The organism is Fervidicella metallireducens AeB (genome assembly GCF_000601455.1).
Taxonomy (GTDB): domain Bacteria; phylum Bacillota; class Clostridia; order Clostridiales; family Caloramatoraceae; genus Fervidicella; species Fervidicella metallireducens.
This window is the reverse complement of sequence record NZ_AZQP01000009.1, coordinates 24,928-43,802: the sequence shown is the minus strand read 5'-3', so window position 1 is coordinate 43,802 and position 18,875 is coordinate 24,928. Positions and strand designations below refer to the sequence as shown.

The 18,875-nt window shown below is 30.5% G+C and carries 20 protein-coding genes, 3 tRNA genes and 1 pseudogene; 8 read left to right on the top strand and 16 right to left on the bottom strand.

Annotated elements, in window-relative coordinates; all coding sequences use genetic code 11:
• The first annotated feature begins 32 nt into the window (after nucleotides 1-32).
• Entirely contained in the window at nucleotides 33-1,058 is a 1,026-nt protein-coding gene (splB, locus tag Q428_RS04355; protein WP_035378556.1) for a spore photoproduct lyase, read from the top strand.
• Between the two features lie 32 nt (nucleotides 1,059-1,090).
• Here the strand turns inward: splB and Q428_RS04350 are convergent.
• From Q428_RS04350 to Q428_RS04340, 3 genes and pseudogenes are all read right to left on the bottom strand, one after another.
• Nucleotides 1,091-1,181 (bottom strand) — tRNA-Ser (locus tag Q428_RS04350).
• A 3-nt stretch (nucleotides 1,182-1,184) separates the two neighbouring features.
• Nucleotides 1,185-1,259, bottom strand: a tRNA-Glu gene (locus Q428_RS04345).
• A gap of 53 nt (nucleotides 1,260-1,312) precedes the next feature.
• Nucleotides 1,313-2,106, bottom strand: a pseudogene (locus tag Q428_RS04340) (Cof-type HAD-IIB family hydrolase).
• Nucleotides 2,107-2,342: 236 nt separating this feature from the next.
• On the opposite strand from Q428_RS04340, the gene Q428_RS04335 reads away from it, so the two are divergent.
• Entirely contained in the window at nucleotides 2,343-2,786 is a 444-nt protein-coding gene (locus Q428_RS04335) for a copper chaperone Copz family protein (RefSeq protein ID WP_035378554.1), read from the top strand.
• Between the two features lie 38 nt (nucleotides 2,787-2,824).
• On the opposite strand, the gene Q428_RS04330 is transcribed toward Q428_RS04335, so the two are convergent.
• The 10 genes from Q428_RS04330 to Q428_RS04285 all read right to left on the bottom strand — a co-directional run bounded on the left by Q428_RS04330 (nucleotide 2,825) and on the right by Q428_RS04285 (nucleotide 12,301).
• A complete protein-coding gene (locus tag Q428_RS04330; RefSeq protein WP_051514923.1) occupies nucleotides 2,825-3,739 on the bottom strand; it encodes a TRM11 family SAM-dependent methyltransferase in 915 nt (304 codons plus the stop codon).
• A gap of 93 nt (nucleotides 3,740-3,832) precedes the next feature.
• A tRNA-Leu gene (locus tag Q428_RS04325) sits at nucleotides 3,833-3,916 on the bottom strand.
• Between the two features lie 72 nt (nucleotides 3,917-3,988).
• A complete protein-coding gene (uvsE, locus tag Q428_RS04320) occupies nucleotides 3,989-4,921 on the bottom strand; it encodes a UV DNA damage repair endonuclease UvsE (RefSeq protein WP_035378550.1) in 933 nt (310 codons plus the stop codon).
• Nucleotides 4,922-5,025: 104 nt separating this feature from the next.
• Nucleotides 5,026-6,408, bottom strand: coding sequence for a VanW family protein (locus Q428_RS04315; protein WP_051514922.1), 1,383 nt, complete (start codon nucleotides 6,406-6,408; stop codon nucleotides 5,026-5,028).
• 44 nt (nucleotides 6,409-6,452) lie between these two features.
• Nucleotides 6,453-7,082: an endonuclease III gene (gene nth, locus Q428_RS04310; protein ID WP_035378548.1), complete on the bottom strand. Its 630-nt coding sequence runs from the start codon at nucleotides 7,080-7,082 to the stop codon at nucleotides 6,453-6,455.
• Between the two features lie 121 nt (nucleotides 7,083-7,203).
• A complete protein-coding gene (locus Q428_RS04305) occupies nucleotides 7,204-8,397 on the bottom strand; it encodes a glycine C-acetyltransferase (protein ID WP_035378546.1) in 1,194 nt (397 codons plus the stop codon).
• Nucleotides 8,398-8,565: 168 nt separating this feature from the next.
• Entirely contained in the window at nucleotides 8,566-9,255 is a 690-nt protein-coding gene (locus Q428_RS04300) for a lysophospholipid acyltransferase family protein (RefSeq protein WP_035378544.1), read from the bottom strand.
• A gap of 34 nt (nucleotides 9,256-9,289) precedes the next feature.
• Nucleotides 9,290-10,294, bottom strand: coding sequence for a tRNA epoxyqueuosine(34) reductase QueG (queG, locus tag Q428_RS04295; RefSeq protein ID WP_035378543.1), 1,005 nt, complete (start codon nucleotides 10,292-10,294; stop codon nucleotides 9,290-9,292).
• Nucleotides 10,295-10,469: 175 nt separating this feature from the next.
• A complete protein-coding gene (gene sleB / locus Q428_RS04290) occupies nucleotides 10,470-11,135 on the bottom strand; it encodes a spore cortex-lytic enzyme (protein ID WP_035378541.1) in 666 nt (221 codons plus the stop codon).
• Between the two features lie 98 nt (nucleotides 11,136-11,233).
• Nucleotides 11,234-12,301, bottom strand: coding sequence for a hypothetical protein (locus tag Q428_RS04285; RefSeq protein ID WP_035378539.1), 1,068 nt, complete (start codon nucleotides 12,299-12,301; stop codon nucleotides 11,234-11,236).
• A gap of 223 nt (nucleotides 12,302-12,524) precedes the next feature.
• Between Q428_RS04285 and Q428_RS04280 the strand changes: the two genes are divergently transcribed.
• Nucleotides 12,525-13,142: a DedA family protein gene (locus tag Q428_RS04280; protein WP_035378538.1), complete on the top strand. Its 618-nt coding sequence runs from the start codon at nucleotides 12,525-12,527 to the stop codon at nucleotides 13,140-13,142.
• A 57-nt stretch (nucleotides 13,143-13,199) separates the two neighbouring features.
• Here Q428_RS04280 and Q428_RS04275 read toward each other — a convergent pair whose 3' ends face one another.
• Together Q428_RS04275 and Q428_RS04270 are read right to left on the bottom strand one after the other, a co-directional pair.
• Nucleotides 13,200-13,985, bottom strand: a complete 786-nt coding sequence (locus Q428_RS04275) for a YegS/Rv2252/BmrU family lipid kinase (protein ID WP_051514921.1) — start codon at nucleotides 13,983-13,985, stop codon at nucleotides 13,200-13,202.
• Between the two features lie 264 nt (nucleotides 13,986-14,249).
• Nucleotides 14,250-14,678 carry a CBS domain-containing protein gene (locus Q428_RS04270; protein WP_035378537.1) on the bottom strand — a complete coding sequence of 143 codons (429 nt, stop codon included), beginning with the start codon at nucleotides 14,676-14,678 and terminating at the stop codon, nucleotides 14,250-14,252.
• A gap of 232 nt (nucleotides 14,679-14,910) precedes the next feature.
• On the opposite strand from Q428_RS04270, the gene Q428_RS04265 reads away from it, so the two are divergent.
• From Q428_RS04265 to cax, 5 genes are all read left to right on the top strand, one after another.
• On the top strand, nucleotides 14,911-15,543 hold the full coding sequence (locus tag Q428_RS04265; RefSeq protein WP_035378535.1) for a phosphatidylserine decarboxylase family protein: 633 nt from the start codon (nucleotides 14,911-14,913) through the stop codon (nucleotides 15,541-15,543).
• Entirely contained in the window at nucleotides 15,543-16,052 is a 510-nt protein-coding gene (gene pssA, locus Q428_RS04260; protein ID WP_035378534.1) for a CDP-diacylglycerol--serine O-phosphatidyltransferase, read from the top strand. Before Q428_RS04265 ends, pssA begins: the two co-directional genes overlap by 1 nt.
• Nucleotides 16,053-16,139: 87 nt before the next feature.
• The gene (gene rbr, locus Q428_RS04255) at nucleotides 16,140-16,679 is read left to right on the top strand and encodes a rubrerythrin (protein WP_035378533.1); all 540 of its coding nucleotides are present in this window, start codon (nucleotides 16,140-16,142) and stop codon (nucleotides 16,677-16,679) included.
• A 12-nt stretch (nucleotides 16,680-16,691) separates the two neighbouring features.
• The gene (locus Q428_RS15355) at nucleotides 16,692-16,859 is read left to right on the top strand and encodes a hypothetical protein (RefSeq protein WP_161633589.1); all 168 of its coding nucleotides are present in this window, start codon (nucleotides 16,692-16,694) and stop codon (nucleotides 16,857-16,859) included.
• A 52-nt stretch (nucleotides 16,860-16,911) separates the two neighbouring features.
• The gene (gene cax, locus Q428_RS04250; protein WP_035378532.1) at nucleotides 16,912-17,970 is read left to right on the top strand and encodes a calcium/proton exchanger; all 1,059 of its coding nucleotides are present in this window, start codon (nucleotides 16,912-16,914) and stop codon (nucleotides 17,968-17,970) included.
• Between the two features lie 25 nt (nucleotides 17,971-17,995).
• Here the strand turns inward: cax and sdaAA are convergent, their stop codons facing one another.
• Nucleotides 17,996-18,868, bottom strand: coding sequence for an L-serine ammonia-lyase, iron-sulfur-dependent, subunit alpha (gene sdaAA, locus Q428_RS04245; RefSeq protein ID WP_035378531.1), 873 nt, complete (start codon nucleotides 18,866-18,868; stop codon nucleotides 17,996-17,998).
• Nucleotides 18,869-18,875: the final 7 nt, after the last annotated feature.

Here is an 18,875-nt window from a genome sequence, read left to right as displayed (position 1 = left end):
AACAAATTAATATGCAAATTAAAAGTTAGGAGGTGTTTAAATTGTTTTTACCTGAACAAGTTTATTTTGAACCAGGAAGTCTTGAATATCCACTTGGAAAAGATTTGTTAGAAAAATTTAAAGCCCTTAATATACCCATTTTTTATCTTTCCTCACATAATAAAATAAATTCTAAAACTGAAAATCCTTCAGAATATTATTCCCATGCTAAAAAAAGTATTGTAGTGGGAGTTAAAAAAAGCATGAAACTTGAACCATGCAAACCCTCTGCAGACTATCAATTTTCCTTAGTTACGGGCTGTCCTGGTAGCTGCGAGTACTGCTATCTTCAGACCAATCAAAGTTTGAAACCTTTTACCCGAATTTATGTTAACATAGAGGAAATTCTGGAGAATGTTCAAAAATATATTGATATTAATAGCCCTAACATCACTTCCTTTGAAATTGGAAGCACCTGTGATCCTATTTCTGTTGAACATTTTACTGGTTCAGTTAGAAAAACCATTGATTTTTTTGGAAAACAAAAATATGGAAGACTTAGGTTAGTAACTAAATTTAGTGCTATAGATTCTTTACTCGATGCCCTGCATAATAAAAATACTAAAATTAGATTTAGCTTAAACTCAAAATATGTAATCCAAAATTTTGAACATAACACCGACTCATTGGAGGAAAGGATTTCTGCATCAGGTAAGATTTACTCAGCAGGATATCCATTAGGCTTTATCATAGCTCCTATTATGTATTACGATGGGTGGAAGGAGCAGTATATAGAGCTCCTTGAAAGTTTAAAAAGTAAAATTATTAATCCTGATGATGCAAATTTAAGTTTTGAATTGATACAATACAGATTTACAACTAAGGCTAAAAAAGTGATTATAGAAAGATTTCCAAACACTAAGTTAGATATGGATGAAGCTAATAGAATAAAAAAATGGGGTCCCTATGGTGTTTACAAATATGTGTATTCTAAAGAAACAGCATTTGAAATAAAAAATTTTTTTACTGAAAATATAAACAGATATTTTCCTAATGCCAATATCGAATATTTTACTTAATAAAAAAACCTGGAATTTGCATTCCAGGTTTTTGGCGGAGAGAGTGGGATTCGAACCCACGGTAGAGTCACCCCTACGCCGGTTTTCAAGACCGGTGCCTTAAACCAACTCGACCATCTCTCCATATGGTGACCCCTAGGGGAATCGAACCCCTGTTACCACCGTGAAAGGGTGGTGTCTTGACCGCTTGACCAAGGGGCCAACTAACTACTAGTAAATTATATCAGTGAAGAAATGGCTAGTCAATATTTTTTTCAACATTTTATTACAAATTTCTCTATTACTTTTGCAACCCCATCGTTGTCATTTGTATCCGTTATATAATTTGCTATCTCTTTTACATTTCCTTCAGCATTTCCCATGGCAACTCCTAAACCTGCATATTTTATCATGCTTATATCATTTTCGTTGTCCCCTATACAAATAACTTCTTCAGATTTTATATTAAAATATTCAGCAATATAATTTACTGCACTACCCTTTGAAACACCATCTGCCATTATTTCTATATTGTTGACTATTGAAGAAAATATCGACACCCTGGTTTCTGTTTTAATTTCTTCCCTTATGTGGTTTAACCTTAAAATATTATCATCATATACAACTACTTTAAGTATCTTAGTATTTTTAATAACTGAAAACAAGTCTTCTGTTATAACTATATTGACTTTTTCATCTTCCTGACTTTTTTCATTCCACAATTTATAATTTAAAGAAGAATGTATTAATTTTTCAGAAAAGATAGTATCAAAAGTAAATAGTTGAGGAAAAAGTCCATATTTTTTGTTATATTAATAATTTTCTCCAAATCTTCTGTTTCAAGATGTTTCTCAAAAATCACTCTATCATCATCTTTTTCTCTTATGTAAGCACCATTTGAAGCTATAATAGGAGCCTTTGTTCCAATAATTCTTGCAAATGTTTTTGCTGAAGTAAATATACGTCCTGTACAAACTACTAGTTTTAGTCCCATATCTGAGGCCTTTTTAAGAGACTCTTTAGACCTTTGTGAAACCTCCTTTTGGCTGTTTAAAAGTGTTCCATCCATATCCATAGCTATGAGTTTATATTGCATAACCATTCTTCCTTTCTTTCATGTAAAAACTTTGATTAAGTTATTCTATAACAATTAAACTAATCATATTTTTTCATAGCAGCTTATTTTTTGTAATTTATTCCGATATATTTAATATAACAGTATACTTTTATCTGTTCAACTTCATTTACAAAGAATATAATATATAATGTTGCAATGCTGTAAAATGCAATTTTGGAGGTGATTTTATGTCTAAATACATATGCCCATTGTGTAAGCAAATTGGAGATGAAGTCTTGAGAATAACTGTGGAAAATATTGTTTTAGATCATTTTAAAAAATATCTTAAGTCCTCAGAATACGGTTTTTGTAAAAATCCTGATTGTAGCATAGTATATTTTAATAACGAAACAGATCAAATACTATACCAAAGAGATTTAAAGGTACCAGTTTGGTTTAAAAATCAGGAAAATCCTATAATTTGTTATTGTGGCAATGTAACTTATAAAGATATAATCGAAGAAGTTGTTGTTAAAAAAACATCCAGTACATTAGCTGATCTCATTAAAAATACAAATGTTATGAAAAACTGTAGATGCAAAACAACCAATCCCTCTGGCAAATGTTGTCAACCTGTTGTTTGCGATGTTTTAGAACATGCCCTGGAACTTAGAGATGAGTCTAAAAAATAAGGAACTGACTTCAGTTCCTTATTTTAGTTTACTTATTTTTAAACACACAATGTCAAATATCTTTTAAAATTCTTTTTATATGCTTCACATTTTTCAATAATTTTAAATCCAGCATTTTCAATTTCAGCTGTCATATCATCTAAACTAAGTAGTACTAATCTCTTTGATATTCTTCTTGCACTGTTTAAAATTTTTTGTTGTTCCTCCTTTGATGTCCTTGATAAAAGTCCGTATGGTATATCAATAATACATACATCATAGTTTTCTTCTATTTCATTAATATCTTTCAGAGATGCCACTTCCGGAAGTTCAAAAAATCTTAAATTTCTATTAGATCCCTCTACTACCTTGGGATTTATATCGCTGCCGACAATGTTTAATCCCATACTTAAAGCCTCAATTAAAACAGTTCCTATTCCACAACATGGATCTATAATCTTCCAATTGTAATTATCCCCAACTGCTATATTTACAACAGTTCTAGCCAGAGTTGTACTTAATGAATTACTATATTGGCATGGCCTTAAACTATGCTCTATCCAAGGTTTGTTATTTTTACTATACTCTCCAAAATACCAGACTCCATCAATTTTAGTGATGCCGTATATAACTCTAGGATTATACATATCTACATCTCCTATTATTTCATAGCCAATAATCCCCTCAATTTTATGCTTGTTCTCAAAATCAATATCTTTTTCAATATCTAAAAATTTGACTTTATAGCTTTCAATTTTTAACTCTCTCAATTTTACCTTATTTACTAGTTCTTCCAAGTTGTTACTATAATCTAATATTTTAAGCATATATTTTATAAATGGGCTTCTATTTTCATTTATATATTTATCTGTTATAAAATACTTATCATTGGGAACAACTCCAAATAAAGATTTCATTTCTAAATGACATAAACTTTTTTCTTCGTTTTTATAATTTATATAATATAAATACACACTTAACACCGCCTAAAACTGTTATAGAATTTGTTTCTATTTTATAACAATTACATATTAAAGGCAAACAAAAAGCTCCTCATAGGAGCAAAATGGTGCGGGTAACAGGATTTGAACCTGCACGAGAAACTCAATAGAACCTGAATCTACCGCGTCTGCCAGTTCCGCCATACCCGCTCACAGTATTATTTTACCATTAACTTGTAATTTTGTCCATATCTTCTTCCTCTATTTCTACGCTTGCATCCCCTATTTTTTTATATATTCAATCCCATATAAATCCTCCATTAGCTTGAAAACAGCTATATCTTTCATTTTAGCTTCAACCATAACATCAAAGTCACATTTTATAAATCTGATAGTATTAATAAAGTCAAGAAAATTTTTGACATCTATAAAATCATGATGACTCCTGATATCTCTATCTGATTTTGGACTTGATAAATGAATTTTAGGCACATATATCTCTCCATTCCACGTGTCAAAGATATCTCCAATTATTTCTTCTAATTTCACATTTCCTTGATTACATATATGATGATGAACGTCTAAAACCATTGGAATCTTTAAATCTTTGCAAATTTTTAATACATCCTGTGCATTAAATATTTTATCATCATTTTCTAATATAATTCTCTTTCTTATATTTTCATCCAAATTACTGTAATTTTCATAAAAGCGCTTTATAGATTCACTTTTGTTATTGTAACTTCCACCAACGTGTATAACCATTTTAGCTTCATATCCTAAATCCATTAGTTCAAACATTTTACAATGATAATCTAAATCTTTTATGGATGATTTTAAAACTTCTTCCTTTGGACTGTTAAGTAAAGTATAATGATCAGGATGAGTACTGACTCTGATATTATTTTCTTTTATACATAATCCTAACTCATAAAATTCTTTGCTTAATTCCTCCTGCCAATTCCAATCTCTAAGCTCATCATGGGTAGCCAAAGGAACTATTTTAGAAGTCATTCTATAGAGTTTTATTCCATAGGCACTGTTATATCTGATTATCCTCATTGTATTTTCAATATTCTTTTGTGCAATCTCCCTTAATTTATTTTTCCAGAGTGATTTTTCAATTTTACTAAGACTTTTTAATGTTATTGTCCTATTAGGGGAGGCATCTTTAAGTTTCATCGATATTGCCACATAACCAAAATTAATTTTCATAAAAACTTAACCTCCATACTTTTATGTTCATGTATAGTATTTTATTTAATATTAATTTTTATTTACAGATACAAAAAGAAGCCCGTATAAAGGCTTCCTTAAATCTAATTTTCAGGTTCTATTTGCTTTTGTTCTTCTATTTTAACAACTGTTGGTTTTGTACCAATAATAATTTTACCCTTTGCTGCTTTGTAAACATCCTTTGATATCAACTCTGTCTTTATAAGTTTCCCATTGCTGTAAACTTTCCTGTATGTTCTTGATTTTGCACCATGTATTGGTTTGGTTTCAATTATTTTTTTACCAGCCTCTAAGTTAGGATCCTTTACATATTCAATCTGTGGTTTTATAATTTCATATACTTCTGTTACAATCTCAACACTCTGATCTGGATGTTCATTGGCTCCAAAGATATTAATACTAAGGGTTGCACCCTTAACATAGGATTGTATGTAAATTGGGTATTTATTTGTATTTTTAAATTTAAAATCTATTGCATCTCCTGATATGGTTGCATCTCTTCCAGTCTCTACATATGAAACCCTTAATCCATGGGGTCTTCTTTCAACTATCTGAAAATTTGCATATAAAACAGCATTATACAACGTACTGGATACCTGGCATACACCACCTGCCAACCCAGGGGTAATAGTTCCATTAATTATTATTGGTGCCTCTTTATATCCTCTTGATTCAATTCTAGGTCCTAATGTTTTATTCATAGAAAAAACTTCTCCTGGTAAAACCACCGTTCCATCTATTGCTTTTGATGCCAAAGTTACATTTCCAGTCCTGTTTACATCATTTATTTTAAATGCTGTAGAAAATCCTGATAACTTTGTGTCAATCTTTTTTAACATAATTTCCTTGATTTTAGGCTCAGCAATTTCAATAGGTATATTTATAATCTCTTGTTTATTTTCAGGGTTTATAGCTGAAACTATCATTTCTTTCAGTTTTTTTTCATTTACACTTATGCCGTTTAAATGAGAAGTAATCTCAAACTTTCCTCCTGTATATCTGATTTTGGCATCAACAGGTTTTATATTTATATTCTTGCTGATTTTAGAAATTAATTTATCAAGTACCGTATTTTCTGATACAAAATTCATTTCTATATTTGTCTTCCTATTTACCATTTTTAATCTGTCCATTGCTCTTGAAATTCTATTACCCTCATTACCTATTGAATACGCCTTATCAACTGCAGTATCAATATCATAATGTGCATTCAATGTTTTATAATCAATAAAAAAATGTTTATCTTCATAAATCAGTTCGATCTTTTTATTCTGAATAGTTGAAAACCTAGCTTCCAATATCTTTTTAGCTTCTTCCTTTGTCATATCGCCTACATAAACATCATTGATATAAACTCCTTTATTAATAATTCCTTTATCCTTTCCAATCTGCAAAAATAATATTAATAATATACCAACAGCACAGATTAACGAAATAATAATTGCAAAATTTATTTTTCTTTTCATTAGATCCCCCCTTAGTAATATAATAACTTTATATGTACAAATTATTATAGATTATTATCTTTAAAATAATTACAATATATTGCAATAGGACAGATATTACATTTTGGTTTTCTTGCAGTACATATTTTCCTTCCATGCCATATTAACCAATGATGAGCTTTAGACCAATATTTTTTGTCTATATTCTCCATTAACTGTTTTTCAGTCTCATCAACGTTTTTAGCTTTTGATAAACCAATTCTGTTTGAAACTCTGAAGACATGTGTATCTACAGCAATTGCATCTTTGCCAAATGCATTAGAAATAACAACATTAGCTGTTTTCCTTCCAACTCCCGGTAATTTAACAAGCTCCTGAAGGGAATCTGGTACCTCCCCGTTGTATTCACTAACTATTTTTTGACTGGCACTTATTATGTTTCTTGCTTTGGTCTTATAAAACCCACAGATTTTTATATATTCTTCTAAAATCTCAGGTTTTAATACCGAAAACTCCTCAGGTTTATTATACATTTTGAAAAGTTTCTCAGTGGCTTTGTTTACTGTTACATCAGTTGTTTGGGCAGACAACATTGTTGCAACCAGCAGTTCAAAGGGTGAGTTAAAATTAAGAGCACATCCCATATCTTTATACTCATTCTCTAATACCTCTAAAATTTTTTCTATTGAATCCATAAAACCACCCTTTTACTATAGTCTATTTAAGTTATATTATATTTCTTTAATATTGTCTTTGCAAATCCATTGTTTTTACAGTAAATTTAATAAGGTAGGCAAGGTTATGCCTACCACACTTTTATAGTATATCCATTTTTTCAGCAACCTTCTTATATATTTCAACAGCTTCATCAATCATATCCTTTGTATGGGATGCAGTGATCATATTTCTTACCCTTGCAGTTCCCCTTGGTACCGTTGGAAAAGCTATACCCTGAGCAAAAACACCTTCTTTGAATAATTCATCACTAAATTGCATACATTTTGCCTCATCACCGACGATTACTGGTGTAATCGGTGTTTCACTATGACCTATATCAAAACCTGCCCCTTTCATTTTATCTTTAAAATATCTAGCATTTTCCCAGAGTTTTTCAACTAAATCTGGGCTTTCTGAAAGAATTTCTACCGCTTTTAATGCCGCAGCAGCATCCGCCGGAGTCAATGCAGTTGAAAACAAAAATGGTCTTCCTCTTAGTTTTAACCAATCTATCAATTCCTTAGTACCAGCTACATATCCACCTACTACTCCCAATGCCTTTGAAAGTGTACCTATTTGACAATCAACCTTTCCATAAAGTCCGAAATGAGATACTGAACCACTTCCGTTTTTGCCAAGTACTCCAGATGCATGGGCATCATCTACATATGTAAATGCCTCAAACTCCTCTGCAATTTCAACAATTTCAGGAAGTTTGGCAATATCACCATCCATGGAGAATACTCCATCTGTAATTATCATAAGTTTTTTGTATTGATTACTTTCCTTAGCTTCCTTTATCACCCTTCTCAAATCATCCATATCACTATGCTTATATCTTAATATTTTAGCTCCTGAAAGACGACATCCATCTATTATGCTGGCGTGATTAAGCTCATCTGAAAGGATGGCATCATCCTTTGTCATTAATGCACTCACTGTACCCATATTGCAATTAAAACCTGATTGAAATGCTATTACAGCCTCTGCCTTTTTAAACTTTGCTAGTTTTTCCTCTAATTCCTCATGTATATCTAAGGTTCCAACTATTGTTCTTACAGCTCCTGAGCCTGCCCCATATTTTTCAATGGCTTTAATTGCTGCTTCCTTTAATCTGGGGTCATTTGCTAACCCTAAATAATTATTTGAAGAAAGATTTATAACTTCCTTCCCATTGATTATGCACCTTGGTCCTGTTGGTCCTGTTACAACCGGCAACTTTCTGTATAAACCCTTACTTTTTAATTCTTCAAGGTTTTCAGATAAAAACTGGTGCAGCGCTTTTCCGCTCATAAAAATAAACCCCTCCATTCTTGACAACATTAATATGAAGATATAAATATCTTAAAGTTGTCAAAATATTTTGAACAATTAATACTATTCTCTATTTTTTTATTATTCCTTCTACATATTATTATAATTTATTATCTAAAGCTTTATATTTTCAGAGTTTATTCTTTATTACTTGATATATTCTAATGGTAAAAGTTTTTCAATACTTTTCATTATTTGTTTTAAACATTTTTCATTGTAGTCATCATTACCCTCTTCCTTTGTTTTTTCAGGTAAGAAAAAGGGTTCACCAACAATTACCTGAACTTCTGCATAATCAAACTTTTCACTCCCCATATTTTCATCATTAATTGGCATTAATTTTTCAGTACCAACAATTCCTAAGGGCACTATAGGTACCTTACATTTCTTTGCCAGTAAAACTACACCTTTTTTTCCCTCCATTAATTTAGCATTGCGTGATCTTGTTCCCTCAGGAAAAATCAAAATTGACTTACCTTCTTTTATTTTACTTATGCTACTTTTTATAGAATCTATATCTGCTGAATTAGGCTGAATTGGTATTATATTTACAGCCTCAAGACCAATCCTGCTAACTGGAGTAGAATTTAATTTTACCCCCGCAATAAAATATGGTTCAACTTTTTTTAGAACTCTATTTAAAACAAGACCATCTGCATTGCTTAGATGATTGCATACAAATATTACCGGAGATTTTATATTATCAATTATTTCTCCATTTTTTACAGTAATTTTAGCATATTTATCAAGATATTTATTTACGATTATTCTCGAAGCTGGCTTTACAATAAAAGAAGGCATTTTTAATAAAGCTTCAGCCATAAAAGAAGTAATCATATCAAACACCCCTTTCTTTAACGGTACTTAAAAATCATTTTAATTTATCATTTATTTTTCTTATTGCAATATCTACATAATACTTCATTTCATCGTCAGCATCTATTTTTTTTAGCAAAGTTAAATATTCTTCTCTGCCGCTGTTTCCTGCTGCAATAATTGCATTTCTCATAATAATCTTCTTTCCTCTCCATCCGGCAGATGTTAAGCCAATACTGTTTTTAAACTCTTTGTTTGACAAACTTAAAATGTAATTTATATCCACATCATAATTCCATTTTTCAGGCATAAATTCTTCTATGTTTGATTTTTCAGCATTTCTGTTATAAGGACATACATCTTGACAGGTATCACACCCATAAATTCTAGTTCCTAAATGGTCAATTTCATGTAAACTGAGCCTTTCTTTTTTTTGACTAATATAAGATAAACATTTCTTAGCATTCAATCTGTAGGGCATCTCTATAGCTTGTACAGGACATGCTTTTATACACAAATCACAATTATTACAATTTAAGTCCTTTTCCTTATCCCTGTCAATATAGATATCAGTTATTATTTCTCCAAGAAACACATAAGAGCCAAATTTTTCTGTTATTATGCATGTATTCTTACCATAAAACCCAACACCACATTTTTTTGCTATTTCTCTATCTGCTAATGGCCCAATATCACAAAAATACAAGCAGCTGCCATTATATTTTTCCTTTATAAAATCTGATATCTGACTTAATTTATTGATGACTACCTTATGATAATCTATTCCCAATGATGATTTTGAAAAATATGGTTTACTTTTATCAATATCTATTGTTTTATATGGAACAGCAATAGATATAATTGTTTTAGCTTCTTTCATTAATCCCTTTACATTTATCCTTTTAACGTAGTCACTCTCTTCAAACCCTGAAAGAAACCCTTTTTCTTTTCTAAACAACAGTTCTTCAATGAATTTACTGTTAAAATTTGTATCGCTAAATCCAATATAATAAACTCCTATTTCATTGGCAAACTGTACTATTTCTGATTTTATATCCATTTTATCATCCTCATTCGTTTCTCATAACTTCTTATTATCGCACTATTAGTATATGACTTATATACTTTAAAAACAATATTAATTATTTTCGTACTTCCTAAACTAGCACAAAAATTTAAAACAAAAGGAATTACATCACTAAAACTGTTAGTAATTCCTTTTGTTTCATATGTAATCATTTACAAAAAACGTGCTTACCTATAACTTTAATCACAGGTCTTGACCAAATCCATTTATTAGTTGTTTTTTCCGGATTATAATAATAAATAGCTCCTCCTGATGGATCCCATCCATTCAAGGCATCTCTAGCAGCTTTTTTAGAACTGTCTGCGGCAGGTAAATTTATTTGACCATCTGACACAGCAGTAAATGCACCTGGTTGATAAATTACCCCTGCAATAGATGATGGAAATCTTGGATCTCTTGTTCTGTTAAGAATTACCCCTCCTACTGCAACCTGTCCTATATAGGGTTCACCCCTGGATTCACCTGAAATAGCTCTGGCTAATAACATCTCGCTTTCATTTGTAGTTACTGAAGCAGTATTAACATTAATCCCTAACGCAGCTAGGGTTTTAGGACCTGCTATTCCATCTGGATATAAACCATTTTTCCTTTGAAAATATTTAACTGCTGAATAGGTTTGGTAGCCATAAATTCCATCGATATTCCCATTATAATAACCCCATTTTTTTAACTTTGTTTGTATAGTTATGACTGTACTTCCCTTTGAACCATAACCATAACTAGCTGTGTAATCAGTTTTTAAAAGTGATTGGTAAATATCATAAGTAAAATTAAAAATTAACGCCGTCCATAGAATTAAAACAATTTTTTTCATAACGAACACTCCTTCCTATAAGCATATTTTTTCAAATTTTAATTTTTTTAATTCGTTAAAAATTAAATTGAAAGCTCATAAGAAGAAATGCTTTTTTACTATTGCATCATAATTATTTTATTATCTTTTCTGATTTGTATTAACATTTTACTTCTTTTATCTGTTGCATCAACAGAAGTTACAAACACACCATCTTTATAATCTTGTAAATCGTATATAATATCCTTACTTTTTATAACCGTTAAATAAACATTATCATTTATATAAACTTTATCAACCATATAAGTATTATTGTTTTCATATAAAACTATTGCTTTGTTTTCATTAAATATTGCTTCATACACATTTGAAATTTGTATTTGTTTTATTATGTTATCTTTATACTTTATTAGATATATATTTTCATCAGTTTTTTTGTATATAGCAATACCATCCTTTAAAGAGAAATAAAATATATACATATTTTCTAATTTTAAATCTTTAATAATAAAATTTTCATCTTTATGTTTTCCGCCGTGTTTTTCTATGAAATTATTTAGTTTCTGAAAAAAATTATTAATATCTCCATTGTTATCTAAAATTTCTATGTAATTATCCCTTACACTAACAATTGCAGGGTAGCTCTTTCTGTTACTCTTTATATTTAAAATAGCTATGTTGTTGCTAACCCAAAGGATTTTAACATCATCTATAGTTTCATCCTCTGTTATAATTCCATATTCTCCAGTATAAATATCTATCAATAAAATTTTTACTGCAAGGCTCTCTTTCTGCACTTTAATTATCAAATTACCATTTGGATTTTTTTCGTTGTCATACAATGTTCCAATAATAGGATAGTGTACTAATTTAACAGGTACAACTTTTTCTAAATCAGGGATTTTAAAAGCGGTTGTGAACTTCCAATCTCCATTTACGTTAACCCATCTATAACTCTCTATCTTTTCTCCATCAATTGTCTTTTTTATCTTTAGATTTTTTCCATCAGGTTCCACAATCTCAATTTTTTGATTCCTTTTAATAGCTATCTGGTTTCCACCTGGGCTCCAATTTATAAAATCCATTTTAATTTGTCCTTTATTTTCAACCGGAGTTATGTAATTTGTTTCATATCTGCTGCATCCAATTAATAATAGACTCAATATGAAGACAACAATTTTCTTCAAAATATTCACCACCTAAGCTTCTTTAACTCAAAAATGTTTTTTAAAATAATTATATATTAAAAATTCATATTAATAAATGTTTACAATGAAAATTGATATTTATTATATTTTTCTGTTTAAATTATTTATCAATACATAATAATACAAATAACAGTTTTAAGTTATTGATTTTTATTTCAGTGTTGTTTATTATCAAGCTGAATAGATTTTGTGGGGTGATAAAATGGAAAGAGAAATTATAGAATTTGCAAGACACATTGCAACCAGCAACCCAATTATTGCCTATATATTCTTCTTTATCAACGCTGCACTTCAAATTCTTTTTCCCCCTTATCCTGGGGATACTATAATAGCCCTTGAAGGATATATAAGTAGCCTAGGATTTCTAAATTCTAACTTGCTGTTGCTAACTACAGTAACAGGAACTTATTTAAGCAGCGTATTACTATACTTTCTTAGCTTTAAATTTGGAAATAGTCTTATTGCACATAAATTTACTGAAAAGTTCTTTGATACAGAAAATATTACAAAACTAGAGAAATGGTTTAATAAATATGGTGCTATGGCAATTATAATAAATAAATTTATTCCAGGTATGGGTTCTATAACCTTAATTGCAGCAGGTGCATTTCAACTTTCCAAAATCCCTGCCTTAATAGCTATCGCAATAGCATCAGTAATTCATAATACAATTCTCTTCGTTTCTGGTAAGTTGACAGGAGACAATATCAGTAAAATAAAAATTATGTTTGTTGAATATAACAATTATTTGTGGGTTGGATTAGTGACTGTTTTTATACTTTACATATACATAAAAAGATTATCTCAAAACAAAGGCTAATTAATAAAACCTGGCTATTATAAAATCATCTTCAGTCTTATAATAGCCAGGCTTTATTTATGGCGTGAAAATCTTTATCTTTTTATTTGAAACCCTTACATTTAACGGGAACTTAGGCCCAGTTTCACCATCTACGTCTGTTTCTATCTCTTCATGACACTCTATATTAAACTCTCTACCTCTTAAATAAATTACACTACTACTTTCAAGGTGTTCGCCCTTTAACATCTTAATGAATAAATTGAATAATTCAACAATATTACATGATTTTATTGCAATTAGATTTAATGTACCATCATTAGCAGTTGCATCTGGAGCAAGTTTAAATCCACCAGCAGTGGAACCATTTAGTACAACAAATAAATATACCATTTCCTGAATAGTTTGCGTTTCTGTTGTTATTGTTATCGGTATTGCCCTGAAATTAGGAAGTTGTTCAATTCCCTTTATGTAGTATGCCATTTTTCCTAAAGTGTTTTTTAAATTAATATCTATCTTTTGTGAAACATCTGTCAATAATCCACCTGCTGCAACATTAATAAAATATCTGTCATTAATCTTTCCTAAATCAAATTCTGTTGTTTTACCATTGACAATCACATCACAAGCATCTGTTAATTTTTTTGAAATACCTAAATGATTTGCAAAATCGTTAGCAGTTCCTGAAGGCAAAATTCCCAAGGGTACATTTAAATTATTCTGAATCATTGCATTTATAACATGATTTAAAGTCCCATCTCCTCCCGATGCTACTATACAATCAAAATCTTTACTCTCTTTTATGCAATCATAAATACTTTCAATTGAAGTTGTTCTATGTAAAGCAACCTCATAATTTCCCATTTGAAGTTTTTCAATTACAATATCAAGATTGTTTCTAAATGATCTATCCCCTGAATAGATTGTAAATAACCTTTAATTTTTTCATAGCATTAAATCCCCCCCATAAAAATGTATTATATCTCATTAGAAAAATCTTGTAAAGAATCTTTCTAAGATAATCTTATCTAAATCACAAACATAAATTTATACTATCTAGATTGAGTATAATTAACAATTCCTACACCTTATACTTTAAAAAAGTTCCTGCTATTGCAGGAACAAAAATTAATACATTGTATGGGTTGGTTTAGATATATCACTTAAAGCCTCACCTGCATCATCTTCCAATTTTGATTGCACAGCTATATCTCCTAATGCCAACATACCTATCAAAGTCCCATTTTCTACAACTGGTAATCTTCTTATTTGCCTCTGGGCCATAATTTTTGATGCCTCATGAATATCCATCTCAGGCGTTGCTGTTGTAACTCCTGAGGTCATCACGTCCTTTGCAACATCCCTTTTCACATCTTTGCCCATAGCCAATTCTCTAATTACAATATCCCTATCTGTAACGATACCAACTACCTTGTTACCGTCACAAACAGGCACTGATCCTATGTTCATATCCTTTAATACCTTTGCTACTTCTAATATTGGTGTATCTGGCTTAACTGTTGCTATATTCTTTGACATCATATCTCTTACTTTCATATTATCAACCTCCTTATTTTATTCTTCTCAATTTACCGAATAAATATTATCAATTTTAATACCCAAAGACTGAAAAAGCTTACTGAAAAATTTTCAGTTCAATTTATTTGTGGAATTAATCATTTAACAAAATATTCATACCTGTTTAAATCATAACGAAGTCTTGTAAAAAGACTTATTATTGTTTATAATAACAGATATGTGAAGTACTATTTAAAAAGGAGTAATGTTTATGTCAAAACTACCGCTCAGAAAGGAAAGTCTGCCATATTTGATTTTTCTTTCTTTATTAGCAGGTATTCTATATTATGTTTTACCTGTTATTGCACTTATACCTATTATTCTATTAATTTTTATTCTTTATTTCTTCAGAGATCCAGAGAGGCCAACAGAATTTTGTGAAAACCACATCCTTTCGCCGGCAGATGGAACTGTTATGGAAATTTCCGAGATATACGACGAGGAATTTTTCAATGGTAAAGCTATTAAAATAAGCATTTTTTTATCCATCTTCAATGTACATGTTAACAGAAGTCCAATTTCCGGTGAAGTGATATTTACCGGCTATAGACCTGGTAAATATTTACCAGCCTTTAAAAGTCATGCATCAGAATTAAATGAAAGAAATACAATTGGTATTGAAAACAAAAGAATTAAGGTGCTTGTTCATCAAATTACCGGTATAGTGGCACGTAGAATAGTATGTTGGAGCAAAAAGGGTGATTTTCTTAAGCAGGGTGAAAGATTTGGATTAATTAAATTTGGATCATGTACAGAAATTCTTGTACCTTCTGATGTAGAAATTAAAGTAAAAAAAGGTGACATCGTTCGAGGTGGCATAACAATTTTAGGGGTGATAAAATAATGAATAAGAACATAGTTCCAAACCTTTTTACTTTTGCAAACTTAACTTGCGGGATTTTAGCTATTATTTTTACTTTATCAAAGTCATATACCATTGCTGGAATACTTATTTTACTAGCTGCCTTAATTGACAGATATGATGGAAGAGTGGCTAGAAAACTAAATGTATCAAGTCCTCTAGGAAAAGAATTAGATTCTTTGGCAGACTTAGTTTCCTTTGGTGCAGCTCCAGCAATTGTTATGTGGAGCTTATCTCTACAAAATCTTGGAGTTATTGGATACATAGTTACAATAATCTTTCCAATCGCAGGAGCATACAGATTAGCTAGATTTAATGTAACTACCTTTAATAATGTGTTTATGGGAGTACCTATAACTATAGCAGGTGCGATTATGGCCATAGATATTTTAATTGTTTCTCTAAATTCAAGCCATACTATTGTTTCTGCTGTTATGATGCTCATTTTATCTTATCTTATGGTTAGTACTTTACAAATTAAAAAATTCTGATTTCAAGCCCAATAGGGCTTTTTTTTTATGTGTCAAAAGAAAATATCAATCATATTATATATTGTACTATTAATGATGGAGGTAAATATGCAACTTAAGGGCAGCAGAACTGAAAAAAATTTATTAAAAACCTTTGCTGGTGAATCTCGTGCAAGAAATAAATATTCCTTTTATGCAGAAAAAGCAAAAGAAGATGGCTATGAATTTATAGCTGCTATTTTTAACGAAACAGCTGAAAATGAAAAGGCACATGCTCGAAGAGTATATAAAGATTTTCTTAAAGAAGTAAAAAGTACTGCTGATAATCTATATGATGCAGCAATAGGAGAAGCATTTGAAAGCGAAAAACTATATAAAGAATTTGAAAAAACAGCTCGAGAAGAAGGTTTTAATGATATTGCAGATTTTTATAAAGAACTCTCTGAAGTTGAAGAAAATCATAGAAACAGATTTATGACTATACTGAAGAATTTAAAATCAGGAAAGATATTTAAAAAAGATACGGTTGTAAAATGGCAATGTATGAATTGTGGATACATTCATGAAGGAACTGAAGCTCCTGATTTTTGCCCACTTTGTAAATTCCCAAGAAGTTATTTTGAAATATACTGTGAAAATTACAAATAAGGGGATGAAAATATGAATTCATGTATGATTTTTTGGGTTCCTATATATCCTCAAAACAGTAAAAACTTAAATATTTATAGAAATGACACTACATTAGCTGAGGAAGAAACAGAAAACTCTTTAGAGATGCTATTTGACGAGATTGATGAGGAATACATTTCTCAAAGTCTTGGTCAATAATGTTTTAAGTCTGCCTTACGGCAGGCTTCTTCTTAAATTAGGTGGTGACAAAATGAAAATTAAATATCTTTATATCTTTTTACCAGTAAGCATTCTTCTTTATAAATTAAATTTTTTTACATTGTGCTTTTTTGTAACTATTTTAGCCGTTATCCCTATATCCTCTTCAATATGTAAATATACAGATATTTTTTCTGAACAACTTGGTGATAAGGTAGGAGGTTTATTAAATGCAACTGCTGGGAATATACCTGAGCTAATCATCAGTTATTTTGCATTGAAATCTGGAATGTTTGAATTGGTTAAATCAGGTTTAATCGGTTCTATTATTGGAAATCTCCTTTTAGTTGAAGGTATCAGTATTTTCCTCGGTGGTCTAAAATATAACGAGCAGAAGTTCTCAAGGGAATTCGCCAGAACAAATTTTGGTTTATTATTTCTTGCTCTGACAGGTATAATAATAGCATCTACCTATAAGCGTTCTTTCTTTAATAATGGAAATTTTAAAGAAATGAGCTACGGTATATCAATTATATTATTACTTGTTTACTTTTTAGGCTTAATTTTTTCACTTATAACTCATAGAAATCTGTTTATTTTTACTTGCAAAAATGAGGAAGAAGCTATTGATAAAAATGTTACAGGCAACAGACAGTTAAGGTTTTTCCTTACTTTAATCTCATTTATATTCACATTTTTATTTTTAATTATTGAGGGTAATATTTTAGTAAAATTAATAGAATATATTTCTCTTAGTTATGGATTTTCACAGAACTTCCTTGGTATTATAATAATACCAATGGTAGGAAATGTTGCTGAATATTCCACAGCTATACTGATGGCTTTAAAAAACAAAATAAATTTATGCATTGAAATTGCTATAGGTTCAGGTATGCAGATTGCATTATTCGCTATGCCATTTTTAGTGCTGATTGGGCTGACATATGGTTATACCATAGATTTATCATACAATCTTTATCAAATAACAAGTTTAATTATAGCTATAGGTTTATCATTTTTTGTTTTTCAGGACGGTAAAACCTTTTGGATTGAAGGTGCTATACTACTTGCTTCCTATTTTATAATTGCCCTAGGATATTTATTTATGTAAAAAATCCGGCAAAAATGCCGGATTTTTATTCACCAAATATTTGTTTTCTTAGTTTTATACCTGTTGGAGTAACAGCAATCCCACCCATAGCAGTTTCTCTTAATTCTTCAGGCAATGCTTTTCCAACTCTGTACATAGTTTCTACCATTTCATCGAAAGGTATTATACTTTTAATTCCAGCTAAAGCCAATTCTGCTGAAGTCATAGCATTAACTGTTCCAGATGAATTTCTCTTAGCACATGGCGCTTCTACTAACCCTGCGATTGGGTCACAAACAAGTCCAAGGATATTTTTTAGAGCAATAGATGCTGCATGTAAAGCCATTTCTGGTGTTCCACCTGCCATTTCAACTATACCTGCAGCAGCCATAGCAGCAGCTGCACCACATTCAGCCTGACAACCACCCTCTGCTCCTGCAAAAGTTGCATTCTTTCCTATAATCTGACCTATTCCTGATGCAGTAAACAATGCATCTATCATTTTCTCTCTATCAGCACCTAAAACTTCAGCTGCTGTAATTATGGCAGCTGGCATTATACCACATGATCCTGCTGTTGGTGCTGCAACAATTCTTCCCATTGCAGCATTTACTTCTGAACATGATAAAGCTCTGGCCATTGCTTTTACTATTACATCACCGCAAAGAGTTTTTCCATTTTTTCTATACTCTTCTAATTTCTTAGCATCTCCACCTATTAAGCCACTAACTGACTTAACATCATTTTCCAAGCCATACTTTGCTGAATCCATCATAACATCAAGATTTCTGCCCATTTTTTCTCTAACAACTTCTACTGATTGTTCAGTTAATTTAACTTCATTTTCTATTACAATATCACATAATCTAACATTCTTTTCCTTTGCTAATTGAAGCATTTCGTATCCATAATTATACATAACACAA

Coding starts and splice junctions, on each gene's coding strand:
- cax (WP_035378532.1), top strand. CDS start 16,912: ATGAAAATTAAATATCTTTATATCTTTTTACCAGTAAGCATTCTTCTT.
- Q428_RS04305 (WP_035378546.1), bottom strand. CDS start 8,397: ATGAGCGGAAAAGCGCTGCACCAGTTTTTATCTGAAAACCTTGAAGAA.
- sdaAA (WP_035378531.1), bottom strand. CDS start 18,868: ATGTATAATTATGGATACGAAATGCTTCAATTAGCAAAGGAAAAGAAT.
- sleB (WP_035378541.1), bottom strand. CDS start 11,135: ATGAAAAAAATTGTTTTAATTCTATGGACGGCGTTAATTTTTAATTTT.
- Q428_RS04280 (WP_035378538.1), top strand. CDS start 12,525: ATGGAAAGAGAAATTATAGAATTTGCAAGACACATTGCAACCAGCAAC.
- Q428_RS04270 (WP_035378537.1), bottom strand. CDS start 14,678: ATGAAAGTAAGAGATATGATGTCAAAGAATATAGCAACAGTTAAGCCA.
- Q428_RS04275 (WP_051514921.1), bottom strand. CDS start 13,985: ATGGGAAATTATGAGGTTGCTTTACATAGAACAACTTCAATTGAAAGT.
- Q428_RS04300 (WP_035378544.1), bottom strand. CDS start 9,255: ATGATTACTTCTTTTATGGCTGAAGCTTTATTAAAAATGCCTTCTTTT.
- rbr (WP_035378533.1), top strand. CDS start 16,140: ATGCAACTTAAGGGCAGCAGAACTGAAAAAAATTTATTAAAAACCTTT.
- Q428_RS04335 (WP_035378554.1), top strand. CDS start 2,343: ATGTCTAAATACATATGCCCATTGTGTAAGCAAATTGGAGATGAAGTC.
- Q428_RS04315 (WP_051514922.1), bottom strand. CDS start 6,408: ATGAAAAGAAAAATAAATTTTGCAATTATTATTTCGTTAATCTGTGCT.
- Q428_RS15355 (WP_161633589.1), top strand. CDS start 16,692: ATGAATTCATGTATGATTTTTTGGGTTCCTATATATCCTCAAAACAGT.
- uvsE (WP_035378550.1), bottom strand. CDS start 4,921: ATGAAAATTAATTTTGGTTATGTGGCAATATCGATGAAACTTAAAGAT.
- Q428_RS04265 (WP_035378535.1), top strand. CDS start 14,911: ATGTCAAAACTACCGCTCAGAAAGGAAAGTCTGCCATATTTGATTTTT.
- nth (WP_035378548.1), bottom strand. CDS start 7,082: ATGGATTCAATAGAAAAAATTTTAGAGGTATTAGAGAATGAGTATAAA.
- pssA (WP_035378534.1), top strand. CDS start 15,543: ATGAATAAGAACATAGTTCCAAACCTTTTTACTTTTGCAAACTTAACT.
- queG (WP_035378543.1), bottom strand. CDS start 10,294: ATGGATATAAAATCAGAAATAGTACAGTTTGCCAATGAAATAGGAGTT.